General features: G+C 69.2%; 11 protein-coding genes. 7 read left to right on the top strand and 4 right to left on the bottom strand.

What is annotated here, in order from left to right:
- The first annotated feature begins 18 nt into the window (after positions 1 to 18).
- From C1933_RS17720 to C1933_RS17740, 5 genes are all read left to right on the top strand, one after another.
- Entirely contained in the window at positions 19 to 1,830 is a 1,812-nt protein-coding gene (locus C1933_RS17720; RefSeq protein WP_108754310.1) for an endonuclease, read from the top strand.
- Positions 1,831 to 1,904: 74 nt separating this feature from the next.
- A complete protein-coding gene (cutA, locus tag C1933_RS17725) occupies positions 1,905 to 2,243 on the top strand; it encodes a divalent-cation tolerance protein CutA (protein ID WP_108754311.1) in 339 nt (112 codons plus the stop codon).
- On the top strand, positions 2,240 to 4,615 hold the full coding sequence (locus C1933_RS17730) for a protein-disulfide reductase DsbD domain-containing protein (protein ID WP_108754312.1): 2,376 nt from the start codon (positions 2,240 to 2,242) through the stop codon (positions 4,613 to 4,615). The genes cutA and C1933_RS17730 overlap by 4 nt, the downstream gene beginning before the upstream one ends.
- On the top strand, positions 4,612 to 5,169 hold the full coding sequence (locus C1933_RS17735; protein ID WP_108754313.1) for a TlpA disulfide reductase family protein: 558 nt from the start codon (positions 4,612 to 4,614) through the stop codon (positions 5,167 to 5,169). The genes C1933_RS17730 and C1933_RS17735 overlap by 4 nt, the downstream gene beginning before the upstream one ends.
- 637 nt (positions 5,170 to 5,806) lie before the next feature.
- Positions 5,807 to 8,338, top strand: a complete 2,532-nt coding sequence (locus C1933_RS17740; RefSeq protein ID WP_108754314.1) for a sulfite reductase flavoprotein subunit alpha — start codon at positions 5,807 to 5,809, stop codon at positions 8,336 to 8,338.
- 63 nt (positions 8,339 to 8,401) lie between these two features.
- On the opposite strand, the gene C1933_RS17745 is transcribed toward C1933_RS17740, so the two are convergent.
- Positions 8,402 to 10,939: a methyl-accepting chemotaxis protein gene (locus tag C1933_RS17745; protein WP_108754315.1), complete on the bottom strand. Its 2,538-nt coding sequence runs from the start codon at positions 10,937 to 10,939 to the stop codon at positions 8,402 to 8,404.
- A 201-nt stretch (positions 10,940 to 11,140) separates the two neighbouring features.
- Here C1933_RS17745 and C1933_RS17750 point away from each other — a divergent pair, with 201 nt between their 5' ends.
- The gene (locus C1933_RS17750; protein ID WP_108754316.1) at positions 11,141 to 11,977 is read left to right on the top strand and encodes an arylamine N-acetyltransferase; all 837 of its coding nucleotides are present in this window, start codon (positions 11,141 to 11,143) and stop codon (positions 11,975 to 11,977) included.
- 7 nt (positions 11,978 to 11,984) lie between these two features.
- On the opposite strand, the gene C1933_RS17755 is transcribed toward C1933_RS17750, so the two are convergent.
- The 3 genes from C1933_RS17755 to C1933_RS17765 are packed head-to-tail and all read right to left on the bottom strand — an operon-like array spanning position 11,985 to position 14,106.
- Complete coding sequence (locus tag C1933_RS17755; protein ID WP_108754317.1) at positions 11,985 to 12,353, bottom strand: VOC family protein; 369 nt, start codon at positions 12,351 to 12,353, stop codon at positions 11,985 to 11,987.
- Between the two features lie 17 nt (positions 12,354 to 12,370).
- Entirely contained in the window at positions 12,371 to 13,009 is a 639-nt protein-coding gene (locus C1933_RS17760) for a response regulator transcription factor (protein ID WP_108754318.1), read from the bottom strand.
- Positions 13,006 to 14,106: a histidine kinase gene (locus C1933_RS17765; RefSeq protein WP_108754319.1), complete on the bottom strand. Its 1,101-nt coding sequence runs from the start codon at positions 14,104 to 14,106 to the stop codon at positions 13,006 to 13,008. The genes C1933_RS17760 and C1933_RS17765 overlap by 4 nt, the downstream gene beginning before the upstream one ends.
- 149 nt (positions 14,107 to 14,255) lie before the next feature.
- Between C1933_RS17765 and C1933_RS17770 the strand changes: the two genes are divergently transcribed.
- Entirely contained in the window at positions 14,256 to 14,678 is a 423-nt protein-coding gene (locus C1933_RS17770; protein WP_108754320.1) for a DUF2141 domain-containing protein, read from the top strand.
- The last annotated feature ends 2 nt before the right edge of the window (positions 14,679 to 14,680 follow it).

The raw sequence follows: 14,680 nt of genomic DNA on the forward strand, positions 1-14,680 counted from the left end.
AATCACAAGGAGTAGTCGATGCGATTGCTGTCCCCGCTCGCCGCCGCCTGCCTGCTGGCGCTGGCCGCCGCGCCGGCCCAGGCCGAGGTCTTCATCAACGAACTGCACTATGACGACAGCACCGCTGCCGGCGACGTGGGCGAGGCCATCGAAGTGGTCGCCACCGCCGGTGAGGACCTGTCCGGCTACCGCCTGTACCTGTACAACGGCAGCAACCCGTCGGCCGCGGCGGTCTACGCCAACAACCCGGTGCCGGCCGGCACCGCGGCCAGCTGCGGCAGCGCCACCATCGCGGTGGTCAGTTACCCGACCAATGGCCTGCAGAACGGGCCGAACGACGGCATCGCCCTGGTCGACGCCAGCGGCAAGGTCGTGCAGTTCCTGAGCTATGAGGGCGCGATCACCGCGGCCGGTGGCCCGGCGGCCGGCATGACCAGCCAGAACATTCCGGTGGCCGAAACCAACAGCACCGCACCGGGCACCTCGCTGCAGCTGACCGGCAGCGGCAGCCAGTACGCGCACTTCACCTGGGCCGAATCGGCCGGCCAGACCTTCGGCCGCTGCAACACCAGCCAGACCTTCACCGGCGGTGGCGGCACCCCGGGCCCGAACACCCCGCCGTCGGTCAGCACCACCACCCCGGCGCAGGGCAGCAGCACCTTCCCGGCCGCGGCCGATCTGGAAGTGGTGTTCAGCGAAACGGTGACCCTGGCCAGCGGCGCCTTCAGCCTGAGCTGCGGCAGTTCGGGCAGCGTGCCGCTGACCTGGCCAACCAGCGGCCGCACCGTGAAGCTGTCCACCAACACCGCCCTGGTGGCCGGCGAAGCCTGCCGCTTCGACATCCGCGCCGCGCGCATCACCGACAGCCAGGGCGCACACCCGGCCGCCGACAGCCGCATCGCCTTCACCGTGGCCAGCACCACCGGCAACCCGGACCCGGGCAACCCCGGCAACCCCGGCAACCCCGGCACCCCGGAGGGCTACTACTCCAAGGTGAACACCAGCAGCCCCAGCCAGCTGCGCTGCTCGCTGCATGAAACCATCAAGGGCCACACCGCCTACCCGTACAGCGGCTCGGGCACCAGCACCTGGACCATCCTGGAAATCGCCGACGAAGATCCGAACAACAGCGGCAAGATCCTGGATGCCTACCGCAACCGCAGCTACACCAAGGTGACCGAACGTGCCGGCAGTGGCAGCGGCCTGAAGTACAACCGCGAACACACCTGGCCGAACTCGCTGGGCTTTGCCAGCACCACCGGCGACAAGGGCCTGCCGTACGCCCCGTACACCGATACCCACATGCTGTACCTGACCGACGCACAGTGGAATGCCGACCGCGGCAACAAGCCCTTCGGCAAGTGCGACAGCAACTGCGGCGAACGCGCCACCGAGGCCAACAACGGCCAGGGCGGCGGCAGCGGCGGCTACCCGGGCAATTCCAACTGGGTGCGCACCCCGGACGGCAACACCGGCACCTTCGAGGTCTGGGGCCAGCGCAAGGGCGACATGGCGCGTGCGGTGATGTACATGGCGATCCGCTATGAGGGCGGCAAGGATGCGGCCACCGGCCAGTCCGAGCCGGACCTGGAACTGACCGACGACCGCAGCAAGATCGTCAAGACCAGCAGCTCGCCGGCCTACATGGGCCTGCTGTCCACCCTGATCGACTGGCACCTGGCCGATCCGCCGAGCGACGCCGAGCGCGCCCGCAATGACGTGATCTACAGCTTCCAGGGCAACCGCAACCCGTTCATCGACCACCCCGAGTGGGCCACCCCGGCCCTGTTCACCTCGGCCAAGCCGGCCACCTGCCAGCTGGCCAACTGATCTGCGTTGAAGAAAGTTGCAAATCCCCTGTCCGGCCCTGACCCGGCCGGACAGGGGCCCTATACTCGGCGGTCATGTCGATCGCCGATCCCGTCCTGCTGCTGTTCACCACCTGTCCCGACGCGGACAGTGCCGAACGCATCGCCCACGCACTGGTGGGCGAACAGCTGGCCGCCTGCGTGACCCGCCTGGACGGCGCGCGTTCGACCTACCGCTGGCAAGGCCAGGTGACCACCGATACCGAACTGCAGCTGCTGGTGAAGACCACGGCCAGCCGGGTCGATGCCGCCATCGCCCGGATCGTCGCCCTGCATCCGTATGAACTCCCGGAGTGCATTGCGGTCGAAAGCCGGGCCGGCTTGCCGGCGTATCTGGACTGGATCCGGGCGCAGACCCGGGAGGACACCGTTTGAAGACTCTGTTTGCGCGTGGCGCCGCCCTGTGCGCCCTGTTGTGGCTTTCCCTGCCGGCCTTCGCCCTGGACGAGAAGGACCTGCTGCCGGTGGACCAGGCGTTCGCGCTGACCGCCACCGCGCCCGAACGGGGGCAGATCCAACTGCAGTTCAAGATCGCCCCCGGCTACTACCTGTACCGCCACCGCACCAGCGTGAAGGCCGACACCGCCTTCAATGCCGGCGCGCTGCAGATGCCGGCCGGTGACAAGCACCACGACGATTTCTTCGGTGAGGTGGAAACCTACCGCCAGCGCCTGGTGGCGACCCTGCCCGGCGCGCCTACCGATGGCGCCGGCACGATCAGCCTGGAAGTGCGCTACCAGGGCTGCGCCGATGCCGGCGTGTGTTATCCGCCGCAGAAGCGCGTGGTGCAGGTCACCCTGCCCGGTGGCGATGCGGCGGCAGCGCCGGCCGCGCGCAGCGGCACCACGCCTGCCTTCAACAACCCGCTGGCCGGGGCCGGCACCGCGCGCGGCCTGCAGCTGCCCGGCGCCAGCACGGCCCAGGCCCTGCCGCTGCCGTCGGAACAGGCGTTCGCCTTCGATGCCATCGCCAGCGACGGCAACACCCTGCTGCTGCGCTTCAGCCCGGCGCCGGGCTATTACCTGTACCGCGACCGCACGTCGCTGAAGCTGGAAGGCAGCAGCGGTGTGCTGGCCGATACCCCGCGCTGGCCGAAGGCGCAGTCGCACCGCGATGAGCACTTCGGCGATGTCTCGGTGTACTTCAACCAGGTGGAAGTGCCGCTGCCGCTGCGCCGCAGTCGCGCCGATGCGGTGGACGGCACCCTGGTAGTCACCTTCCAGGGCTGCCAGACCGACGGCATCTGCTACCCGCCGATGACCCGCCGGGTGAAGCTGGCGATTCCTGCCGGCAAGGTCAACGCCAGTGCGTCGGCCACTGCTGCACGCAGCGAAGTGATCCAGCCGCTGCCCGGCTCTGCGGCCGATGCCGCACGCGAAGGCGGCGACGGCGCGCTGCGCCGCCTGCTGCCGACCGTGCCGAACGATCCGGCGCCGAGCGCGGCAGACACCGCGCCCGGCACGACCGCGTTCGCCGCCGATGCGCGCCCGGACAACGCGCTGCGCACCAAGCCGCCAGGCACCGTGCCGAAGACCGACAGTTCGCTGTTGTGGGTGCTGCTGCTGGCGCTGGGCGGCGGCCTGGTGCTGAACCTGATGCCGTGCGTGCTGCCGATCCTGTCGCTGAAGGTCCTGAGCCTGGCGCAGAGCGGTGAAAGCGCCGAGCGCGCCCGCAGCCATGCCATGTGGTACACGCTGGGCGTGCTGGTGGCCTTCGCGGTGATCGGCGCCTCGATGGTGGGCCTGCGCATGCTGGGCAACGCGGTGGGCATCGGCTTCCAGCTGCAGCACCCGGCCGTGGTGGCCGCGCTGGCCTACGTGATGTTCGCCGTCGGCCTGAGCCTGTCCGGGGTGTTCACCATGGGCGGTGGCGTGGGCAACTTCGGCCAGTCGCTGGCCAGCCGCAGTGGCCCGGCCGGCGACTTCTTCACCGGCGTGCTGGCCTGCGTGGTCGGCAGTGCCTGCGTGGGTCCGTTCTTCGGCCCGGCCGTGGCCTACGCCTTCGTGGCACCGCCGGTGGCGGCCATGCTGGTGTTCCTGTTCCTGGGCCTGGGCCTGGCCCTGCCGTTCCTGCTGATCGGCTTCGTGCCGGCGCTGGCACGGCGCCTGCCCAAGCCCGGCCCGTGGATGGAAACCCTGAAGCACGTGCTGGCCTTCCCGATGTATGCCGCCGCGTTGTGGCTGCTGTGGGTGCTGGGCAAGCAGCGCGGCGTGGATGGCATGGCGTTGGCGCTGGGTGGCCTGCTGCTGCTGACCGGCGGCCTGTGGCTGTTCGAAACCAGCCGCTGGCGCAGCAAGCGCGGTGGCATCCTGCTGGGCGTGCTGCTGGTGCTGACCGCGCTGGTGCCGGTCTGGGGCGTGACCCAGCTGGCACTGCCGGCGCGCGCCGCCCAAGCCAGCACCGACAACGTGGTGGAGTATTCGCCGCAGTTGCTGGACCGCCTGCGCGCCGACAACCGCGTGGTGTTCGTGAACATGACCGCCGACTGGTGCGTGAGCTGCAAGGCCAACGAACGTGCGGTGCTGTCCCGTCCGGAGTTCAAGGACCTGCTCCGCCGCACCAATGCGGTGTACATGCGCGGTGACTACACCAACGTCGATCCGCGGATCACCGATTTCCTGGAAGAGCACAAGGCCGTGGGCGTGCCGCTGTACGTGGTGTACGGCCCCGGCGCGCCGCCCACCGTGCTGCCCACCCTGCTGACCCAGGCAGTGGTGGAAGAAGCCCTGCTGCGCACCGCGCGGTGAAGTGGCAGCGGCCCGCACTGCTGTGGACAGCGGTGCTGGCCGCCGGCCTGGGCCTGTGGGCCGGGCACCGGCTGACACCGGCACCGACGGCGCCGCGCGCGCCTTCCGATGCTGCTGTGGCAAGCGCTCCCACGTTGCGACCCGGTGATGCCCTGCCCGCACTGGTACTGCCCGACCCATCGGGCCAGCCGCTGGACATCCGCCAGCGCTTCGCCGGTCGCCCATTGCTGGTGAATGTCTGGGCCAGCTGGTGCGGCCCCTGCGTGGAAGAAATGCCCGAACTGCAGCGTTTCGCCCAGGCACAGGGGAGCGCCGGTGTGCAGGTGCTGGGGCTGGCGCTGGATACCCCCGAGGGCGTGGCCGATTTCCTGCAGCGGGTGCCGGTGCACTACCCCATCGTGCTGGACACGCCGGGCCCACGCGATGCCAGCGTGCAGTTGGGCAACGCGCAGGGCCTGCTGCCCTACAGCGTGCTGTTCGATGCGGACGGGCGCATGGTCAAGGCCAAGCTGGGCCCGTTCGCGCACGGCGAGATTGCCGGCTGGGTGAAATAGGGGTTTTGCAGGGCTGCGCCCTGCACCTGCCGAAGCAACGTCCACGTCAAAAGCTGGGTATCCGTGGGATGGCGGGGCGGTGTGGGTGCGCAGGACACGCCGCAAGTACGTCCCTGTAGGCTCGTAGGCGCCATCCATGGCGCCTGCGGTCCTGCCCACCCACACCGCTCCGCCTCTGACAGTTGGCCGCGGCTGTGGGTAACGGCGACTGTTCGAACGCTCGGCTGTTGGTAGGTGTCGACCTTGGTCGACACATCTGTCAGATATCCAGAACGATCTGGGGTCGGAGCCCGTTGCGCAGCAACGGGATCCGACCCCGTGCCGTTCCAACAGCGCGCGGAAAACTGTCGAAGGCGGGGTGGGTCCGGTCGAGGGGGCGTGAGCCGCATGGATGCGGCGACCGAGCTTACATGGACGTACTTGCAGCGTCCCCCTCGACCGGACCCACCCCGCCATCCCACGGAATGCCCGCTTTGGCCTTTGACGTGGACGTTGACGTTGCTTCGGCGGGTGCAGGGCGCAGCCCTGCCGGAACACCCTCCTTGACCAGGGCCGGTCGTGACCGGGAGAATTCCGAGATTAATTCTCATTTACTGTTGCGCAGGGATGCCGCGGCAGACCTACGGCCCCCTTCCCGATGTTCAAGAACGTCCTGTTCCAGCTGCACTGGTTCCTCGGCATCACCGCCGGCACCATCCTGGCCATCATGGGCCTGAGTGGCGCGGCGCTGTCGTTCGAGGACGAGCTGCTGCGCGCCGCCAACCCCGGCCTGGCCGGGATTGCCGAACATCACGCCGACGGCCAGCCGCCGCTGAGCCTGGACGAACTGGTGCCGATGCTGCAGGCCGGCAGCGACCGGCCCCTGCAACGCCTGCGCGTGGATGCCACCGGCCAGCGTCCTTCGGTGGCGCGCTTCGAAGGCGGCAAGGAACACTGGGTCTACTTCGACCCGTACAGCGGTGAGCGCTTCAGCACGCTGCGCGGCCAGGCCTTCTTCGACTTCGTCGAAGACCTGCACCGGCACCTGGCCGCGGGCGAGCGCGGCAAGCTGCTGACCGGCAGCTGCGCGATCATCCTGTTGTTCTTCGTGCTTTCCGGTCTCTACCTGCGCTGGCCACGACAGTGGTGGCGCCCTCGCACCTGGCTGGCCGTGGAATGGAAGCGCAGTGGCCGCAGCTTCCTGTGGAGCCTGCACTCGGTGGTCGGCACCTGGGTGCTGCTGGTCTACCTGGTCATCGTGCTGACTGGCCTGTGGTGGTCGTTCGACTGGTACCGCGATGGCGTGACCCGCCTGCTGGGCGATGGCCGCAGTGCCACCCGTGCCCACGTGCAGCCCGGCCCGCTGGACATGACGCGGGTGCAGGAAAGCCTGTACGCCCTGCCCGGCGTGCGCAGCGGCTACATCGACCTGCGCCTGCCCGGCAAACCGGGCCAGCCGATCACCGCCCGGGTGATGGCCGGTGATCCCGCCCTGCGCGGTGGCGGCCATGACCGTGCCCAGGACAGCCTGCAGATCGACCCGGGCACCGGCGCCGTGCTGGAACACCGCCCTTACGGCCAGCTGGATGCGGGCGGCAAGGTCATGACCAGCATGTTCGCGCTGCACTCGGGCAGCTTCTTCGGCCTGCCCGGTCGCGTGATCGTCATGCTGTCCAGCCTGTGCATGACCCTGTTCTTCATCACCGGTTGGATGCTGTACCTGGACCGTCGCCGCAGCCAACGCGCCGCGCGCGCGTTGCGCAAGTCGCTGCCGGACAGCGGCACCAGCCTCGCCCAGGAAGGCACGCCGTGGCGGGTGGTACACGCCAGCCAGAGCGGCCTGGCCGAACAGCTGGCCTGGCGCGCAGCGGCCCAACTGCAGGCGGCCGGGCACCCGGTGCAGGTGCTGCCGCTTGCGCGGCTCAGCCTGCAACAGCTGCAGGACACGCCACAGGTGCTGTTCGTGCTCAGCACCTTCGGCGATGGCGAGCCCCCGGACAACACGCGCCGCGCGGCCCGCCAGCTGCTCGCGCAGTCGGCCGATCTTTCCGGTCTGCGCTATGGCCTGCTGGCACTGGGCGATCGCCAGTACCCGCACTACTGCGCCTTCGGCGTGCAGGTGGATGACTGGTTGGCACGCAACGGCGCGCAGCCGTTGTTCGACCGCATCGACGTGGATGCGGCCGCGGTGGCGTCGCTGCGCCAATGGCAGCTGCAGCTGGGTGCGTTGACCGGCATCCACACGGATGACAGCGTGCTGCCGCCGACCACCGTGCTGCATGACTGGCAGCTGCTGGAGCGTACGCTGTTGAATCCCGGCAGCATGGGCGGGCAGATCTGGCGCATCCGCCTGGCCCCGCCGGCGAACCAGCACTGGAAGGCCGGCGACATCCTGCACATCGCACCGCGCAACGCCGCCGCGCACGCGCGCGCCGTGCTGCAGGCGCACGGGCTGGACCCGCTGCAGCCGACCCGCGTGGATGGACAGACCCGCACCCTGCTGCAACTGGCCAGCGAACGCGTGCTGCCCGATGGCCGGCCGGCCGTGCCGGTGCAGGACGGCTGCCTGTGGCTGTCCGGGCTGCCGCTGCTGCCTGGTCGTGAGTACTCGATCGCCTCCTGTGCCGCCGATGGCGCGGTGGAACTGGTGGTACGCCTGACCCACGACAGCGCCGGCCGTCCCGGTCTGGGCTCCGGCTGGCTGGCCGTGCATGCGGCGCCCGGCGAAAGCATTGCCGCGCGCGTACACCACAACCCCGGTTTCCAGCGCGTGGCCGGAACCCCGATGGTGCTGATCGGCAACGGTACCGGCATCGCCGGCCTGCGCAGCCTGCTGCGCGAAGCCGCTGCCGACGGCGAGCACGGGCACTGGCTGCTGTTCGGCGAGCGCCAGTGTGCGCACGACCTGCTGTTCGCCGACGAGCTTGCGCACTGGCAGGCCGACGGCCATCTTGCACGGGTAGACTTGGCATTCTCGCGCGATGCCGACGGTGGCGGCTACGTGCAGCACCGGCTGCAGGCGGCAACCGGCGAACTGCAAGCGTGGCTGGCACGCGGTGCGGTGATCCACGTCTGCGGTTCGCTGCAGGGCATGGCCGAAGGCGTGGACCAGGTGCTGCGTGCCGCGCTGGGCGACGATGCCGTGGAAACGCTGCTGGAGAACGGGCGCTACCGCCGCGACGTGTACTGAGTCGATCGGCCGGGCATGGCCCGGCGCTTCCCGGTAACGCCGGGCCTTGCCCGGCGAAGGCGATCAAGCGGCCGCGCGTGGGCGCCGCTGCGGCTGCAGGCGGAACGCCGATACCGCTTCGGCCAGGGCCTGTACCTGTGCCTGCATCTGCGCCGTGGAGGCGCCCGCCTCTTCCACCAGAGTGGCATTACGCTGCGTACTCGATTCCATCTGCACGATGGTCTGGTTCACCTGCGCGATGCCGGCGTGCTGTTCCTGCGATGCGCTGCGGATGGCGGCGAGCAGTTCAGCCAGCTGCTGCACGCTGCCGACGATATCGCCCATCGTGGTGCCGGCCTGCTCAGCCAACGCATTGCCCCGGCCAACGCGGGTGACCGAATCTTCGATCAGCGCTTTGATCTGCTTGGCCGCCTCTGCACTGCGCTGGGCCAGCAGGCGCACCTCCGAGGCCACCACTGCGAAGCTGCGGCCCTGCTCGCCAGCACGCGCGGCTTCAACTGCGGCGTTCAGTGCCAGGATGTTGGTCTGGAAGGCGATGCCGTCGATCAACTGGGTGATGTCGCCGATACGGCGCGAGGCTGCGCTGATGCCGTGCATGGTTGCCACCACCTGACCGACTGCCTGGCCGCCGCGCGCCGCCACGGCTGCCGCGCTCTGCACCAGCGCGTCGGCGCGGCCGGCGGCATCGGCGTTGCGGCCAACGGTGTCTGTCAGCTCATGCAGGGAGGCGGCGGTCTCTTCCAGGTTGGCCGCCTGCTGTTCAGTCCGTTGCGATAGATCGTGGTGGCCGGAGACGATTTCGCCAACGCCCAGATCCAGCTGTGCGGTGGCCTGCTGGATGCGGGTGACGATGCGCCCAAGCTGGCCAACGGTGGCATTGGCATCGTCGCGCATGCGTGCGAAAACGCCTTGCAGTTCGCCTTCCATGCGCACGCTCAGGTCGCCGCGCGCCAATGCCGCCAGCAGCGCCTGCAGGTCGGCAAGGTTGGTCTCAAAGGTGGCCAGAAGATGGTTGATGCTGGTGGACAGGGTCCGTACGAAACCCTGCTTGCCTTCCAGTGCAATGCGGCCGTGCAGGTCGCCGTGCGCAGCGGCATCGACCAGTGCCGCCACCTCGGTTTCCAGCAGAGTTTCCAGCGCACGGCTGCGCCATTCCACCGCCACCCCAAGGAAGTGCCCGTCGTCGACAATGGCGTTGGCGATCAGCTGATAGCGCACGCCCGCATGCGCGATCTCGTGCTCCTCGCGGCGGCGTGCGCGGGCCAGGCCGACCATCGCCGGATGCAGGCGCGCGGCATCACTGCCCACCAGGGTGTCGATCTGCAGCGCCAGCAGCTGCAGCAGCGCCGGGTTGGCGTAGGCCACGCGGCCCTCGGCGTCGATCACCATCAAACCGGTCTGTGCACTGTCCAGCGCCTGGCGCACCCGGGTATTGCCACGCGCGACCGAACGCTCGTCTTCGATCCGTGCGCGCAGCCGCTGCTGCATGTGGATCAGCCGCTGTGCCAGCTGGCCGATCTCATCGCTGTCGTTGTGCACGCGCAGCGTGGTATCCAGGCGGTCGTCGGCGATGTCGCTGGCGAAGCGCAGCGTGTCCTGGATCGGGCGGCGTACGGCGCGCAGGACCAGCACCAGGCTGGTGATCAGCACGCCCGCAACCAGCACGAGGGTGAACGCGAACAACGCGCCCATGGTGCGTGCGCCCCGTTGCTGGCGGGACTGTACCTGCGCCAGTGCGGCCCGCTGTGCTTCCTGGAACGTGGCCACTGCCGGCGCCACGGCGGCGGCGGTATCCAGCAGGGACTGCGCTTCCACGTCCAGGCCGACCCGCGCGGCGGTATAGCCCAGCAACGTGGCCTGATAGGCATCCATGGCGCTGCGCAGACGTTCCTGGGCATCGGCCGGCAACCCGACCAAGGCGAGGTCGAAAGGTAGTTTCTCTTCGCTTGCGCGGTCTGCATGGGTGGAGTCGCCATCGAGCAGCAGCAGCGCTTCCTGCCGGCGCATCTTCTGGACATGCAGCTCCAGCGCGGGACGCTGCTGCGCCGCCACCGCCGCCTGCAGCGTATCGGCAGCCTGCTGCAGCTGCGCGGCCAAGCCCGCCTCGCCCCGTCCCATCTCGTCAACACGCGCGAACAGCGCCGTGATGCCGTCGGAGAAGCCGTCCACGGCCTCCGCCAGAGACTGCAGTGCCTTGCGCCGGCCAGCGTCCATGGGTTGCGCACGCAGCGCCTGCAGGTCGCGTTGCAGCGACTGCTGCGTGACCAGCAATTGGCTGCGGTCGGCATCGTCGAAACTGCGTGCATACTGTGTCTGCAGGCGACGCGCCTCGGCCACACGGGTGGCCAGCGCTGCGGCCAGGTCGCTGCCACGCTGGTAGCTGGCCTGCGTGCGTGCGGCCTGTGCGCTGGCGTGGCCGGTCCAGGCATACACCCCAGCGATGGCCACCAGGCCCAGGCCGCAGACCCACAGGGTGGCTTTCAGCTTGTTGGCGACGCTGAGCCGATGCGGCTGCAGCCAGCGCAGCACGCCAGGAAACGCCGAGCGCAGACCATCCAGGCGGGTGCGCAGGGATCGGAGGCGGGGCACCGCGATCAACATGACAGACTCCAGGCAGAAGGACGCACCTGTATCGGCCCGGATCGTCGGGACTTTAGCCCTTGTTTCGGCGGCCATCGCGGCACCGGCGGTCGCGGTCTTTGTACCGGCCACAGACGACGGGGGAATGACACGGCCCTGCCGCTTGACCTCAACCCCGGTTGCGGTTGCACAGTAGGGTTCTGTGCCCCACCCGGTGCCGTGATGACCACGCTCGATGTCCCCCACTACCTGCAACGCCTGCAGCTGCAGGCCACGCCGTCGGCCACCCTTGCTGGGCTGGCCGAGCTGCAGCAGCGCCACAACGCCCACGTACCCTTCGAGACGCTGACCTGCCTGCTGCGCGATGCGGTGCCGATCGATCTGGACAGCGTGCAGCGCAAGCTGCTGCACGCCCAGCGCGGCGGTTACTGCTTCGAGCTCAACGGCGCCTTCCTGGCGCTGCTGCAAGCGCTGGGTTTCGATGCCCACCCGCTGAGCGCGCGCGTGCTGCTGTCGGCCGGCGACGGCGAACTGACCCCGCGTACCCATTTGTTGATCCGGGTACGCCTGGATGACGAGGACTGGCTGGTGGATACCGGCTTTGGCAGCCTGACCCCGACCGTACCGCTGCGCCTGCGCGAGACCGCCGTGCAGGACACGCCGCACGAGCGCTATCGGCTGCAGCGGCTGGACAATGGCGATTTCCTGCTGGCCGCCAGCAGCGGCGATGACTGGCGTTCGCTGTATCGCTTCGACCTGGCCTCACCGGCGGCGGCCGACAACGAAGTGGGCAACTGGTACGTGTGCACGCACCCGCACTCCAGTTTCCCGGGCGAGCTGCGTGCTTCGCTGACCGGCCCGAACTGGCGCCGCACCATCGGCAGCGGCAACTACACCGAGTACCGCCACGGCCAGACGCCGCAGAAGCGGGCGCTGCGCGATGTGGCCGATGTGCGGCAGGTCCTGCAGGATCGCTTCGGGGTGCGGCTTCCCGACGATGCGCGACTGGACCCCGCCATTGCAGGGTGGTTGCAGCGATGGCAGTCCGCTGCCTCGTAACCGGGCGTCAGGCTGCCGGGGCCTGCACGGCAATACGGTTGCCTTCGCTGTCGGCGATCTCCGCCACGTGCCACCCACCGGCCTGGGCGGGGCCGAACCGTAGCGTGGCGCCCGCCTGCAGCGCACGGGCCAGGCTGGCGTCCAGGTCATCGGCACCGATGTAGATGCGCGCCCCCTGCTCCGCGGGCCGATAGTCCGCTCCCTGCACCAGGGCCAGGCTGGCGCCGCCGGCGTCATCGTCGAACGGCAGGTAGGCCATCATGCAGTCATGCACCGGCACCGGGGCATCGATCACCACCTGCAGCCAGCGCTGGTAGAACGCGATGGCACGGGCCAGGTCGGCCACCGGAATCTCGACATGCATGACAGGGTTCATCGCTACGTCAGTTCGCTTCAGATGATGCGCAGGGTAATCGCCTTCAGCACCGCGCGGGTACGGTCGCGGGTCCCCAGCTTGTCCAGGATGGTGGACACGTAATTCTTCACCGTGCCTTCGGCCAGGAACAGGCTGCGCGCGATTTCCTTGTTGCTGTAGCCACCGGCCAGCAGGCGCAGGATCGCGACCTCGCGCTCGCCGAACGTATCGTTGGGCGGTGCCTGGTCATGGAACCGGTAGCGCGCCCGCACCGGCTCGGTACTGACCGGCAGCAGCAGGGTCTCACCTGCGGCGACGCGCTCGATGGCATCGCGCAGATCGGCCGGAGCGGCATCCTTCAACAGAAAGCCCTGCGCACCCGCCTCGCTGGCACGCAGCAGCAGATCGCTTTCATCGAAGGTGGTCAGCAGCAGGCAGGGGGTTGCGTCGCCACGCGCGCGCAGTTGCCGCAAGGCTTCAATCCCGTCCAGGCCCGGCATGCGGATATCGCTCAGCACCACATCGACCGGCTGCACGGCCAAGGCATCCAGCAGCGCCTGGCCGTCTTCTGCTTCCAGCACCACCTGCACCCCCAAGCCCTGCAGCAGCGCCCGCAGACCTGCACGTACCAGCGCCTGATCGTCGGCCAGCGCCACCCGCACCGCCAGAGCCGTCATGCCGGCAACCGCGCGAGCAGGTGCATGCCGCCGCTCTCGGTACGTGCCAGCTGCAGGCGCCCACCAACTTCGGCCAGGCGCTCGCGCATGCCGGCAATGCCGTTGCCTTCGCGGATGCGTTCGGCACGCTGGCCATCATCACGGATATCGATCTGCAACTGCGCATCCTCCTCACTCACCTGCAACCAGACAGTGGCTGCATCGCCATGGCGCGCGGCATTGGTCAGTGCTTCCTGCACCAGCCGCAGCACCGCTTCGGCCACCTGCGGATCGGTCACGCGCAGGCCTTCGGCGATCTGCACCTGCAGGCGCGGACGCGGGAACGGTGCGGCCAGCGCATGCAACGCCGTGGCCAGGTCCAGCCCGCGATCATCACGCATGGACTGCACCACTTGGCGGATGTCAGCCAGCAGCTCGCCGGACAACTGCTCGGCCATGCGCAGCCCCTCCAGCCCCGCCACCCGCTCGTCGGCGGCAAGCGCGCGCAGGTTCAGGCGCATGGCCGTCAGCTTGTGCCCCGCCACGTCGTGCAGTTCCCGGGCCAGGCGCAGCCGTTCGGCATCGCGCGCACTGTCGGCCAACAGCGCGCGCGTGGCCAACAGGTCTGCGTTGACCCGGGCCAGCGCGTCGCGCGCCAGCGCACTGCTGCGCGCGTAGTGGGCGGTAAGTGCGGCGAAGGCCTGGAAGCCGCTGTACAGCAGCACCACCATGAACGGCTGCGAGAACCCGGCGTGCTTCAACACCAGATACATGGCCAGGTTGGCCGGCAGGGCCAGGGCAAGCACCACGCGCGGCGGCCAGTGTTCGCCTAGTTGCGCCACCAGCGCCACCAGCAGAATGGGCGCGGTGCCGGTACGCGGCTCCAGCGCCACCATGGCCACGGCCAGCCCGGTCTGCAGCACCGCCGCCAGCAGGCGCACGCCATGCCGGGTGGGCAGCTGCGAATGCAGCGCGAACAGCAGCAGGAACAGGCCCAGCGCGCACCAGCGCGCGCCGGCACCGGCACCGTGGATGTCCAGGGTCAGACCGACCACGACGATGGTCAGCAGACCCGCCAGGCTGAGGGGACGCAACAGGTGGCGGAAGAATGCAGGCATGGCCGCATGCTGCCGGTCGGCAGGGTATGCCGGCAATGGGGTAGGCGCAGAAAGTGACTTCTGGCACGTCGAATCGATGACCACTGGCCCTGAACCCTGGCCCGGCCCGCGCCCAGACTGCAGACCTACCGCCCCTGGAGCCTACCGCCATGATCCGCACCGCACTGCTCGGCACCACCCTCGCCTGCCTGACCCTGGCCGCCAGCGCATCGGCTGCCGACCTGACCTTGAACGTGCAGGGCATCCGCGCCCAGACCGGCACCGTGCGGGCAGCCCTGGTGAACAGTGCCGACGGTTGGGACGGCAAGGCGGCCCCGCTGAAAGCGGCGCAGGCCAGGCCGAGCGGCGACCACCTGCAGTTCACCTTCAAGGACCTGCCGGCGGGCAGCTACGCCGTGTTGCTGACCCACGACGAGAACGACAACGGCAAGCTGGACACCAACCTGGTCGGCATGCCGGTGGAAGGCTACGGCTTCAGCAACAACCCCAACGTGATGCGCAAGCCGACCTTCGACGAGGCCCGCTTCACGGTGCCGGCCACCGGCACTGCGATCGACATCACCCTGCGCTGACC

The sequence above is a fragment of the Stenotrophomonas sp. ZAC14D2_NAIMI4_6 genome (assembly GCF_003086875.1).
Classification (GTDB): Bacteria; Pseudomonadota; Gammaproteobacteria; order Xanthomonadales; family Xanthomonadaceae; genus Stenotrophomonas.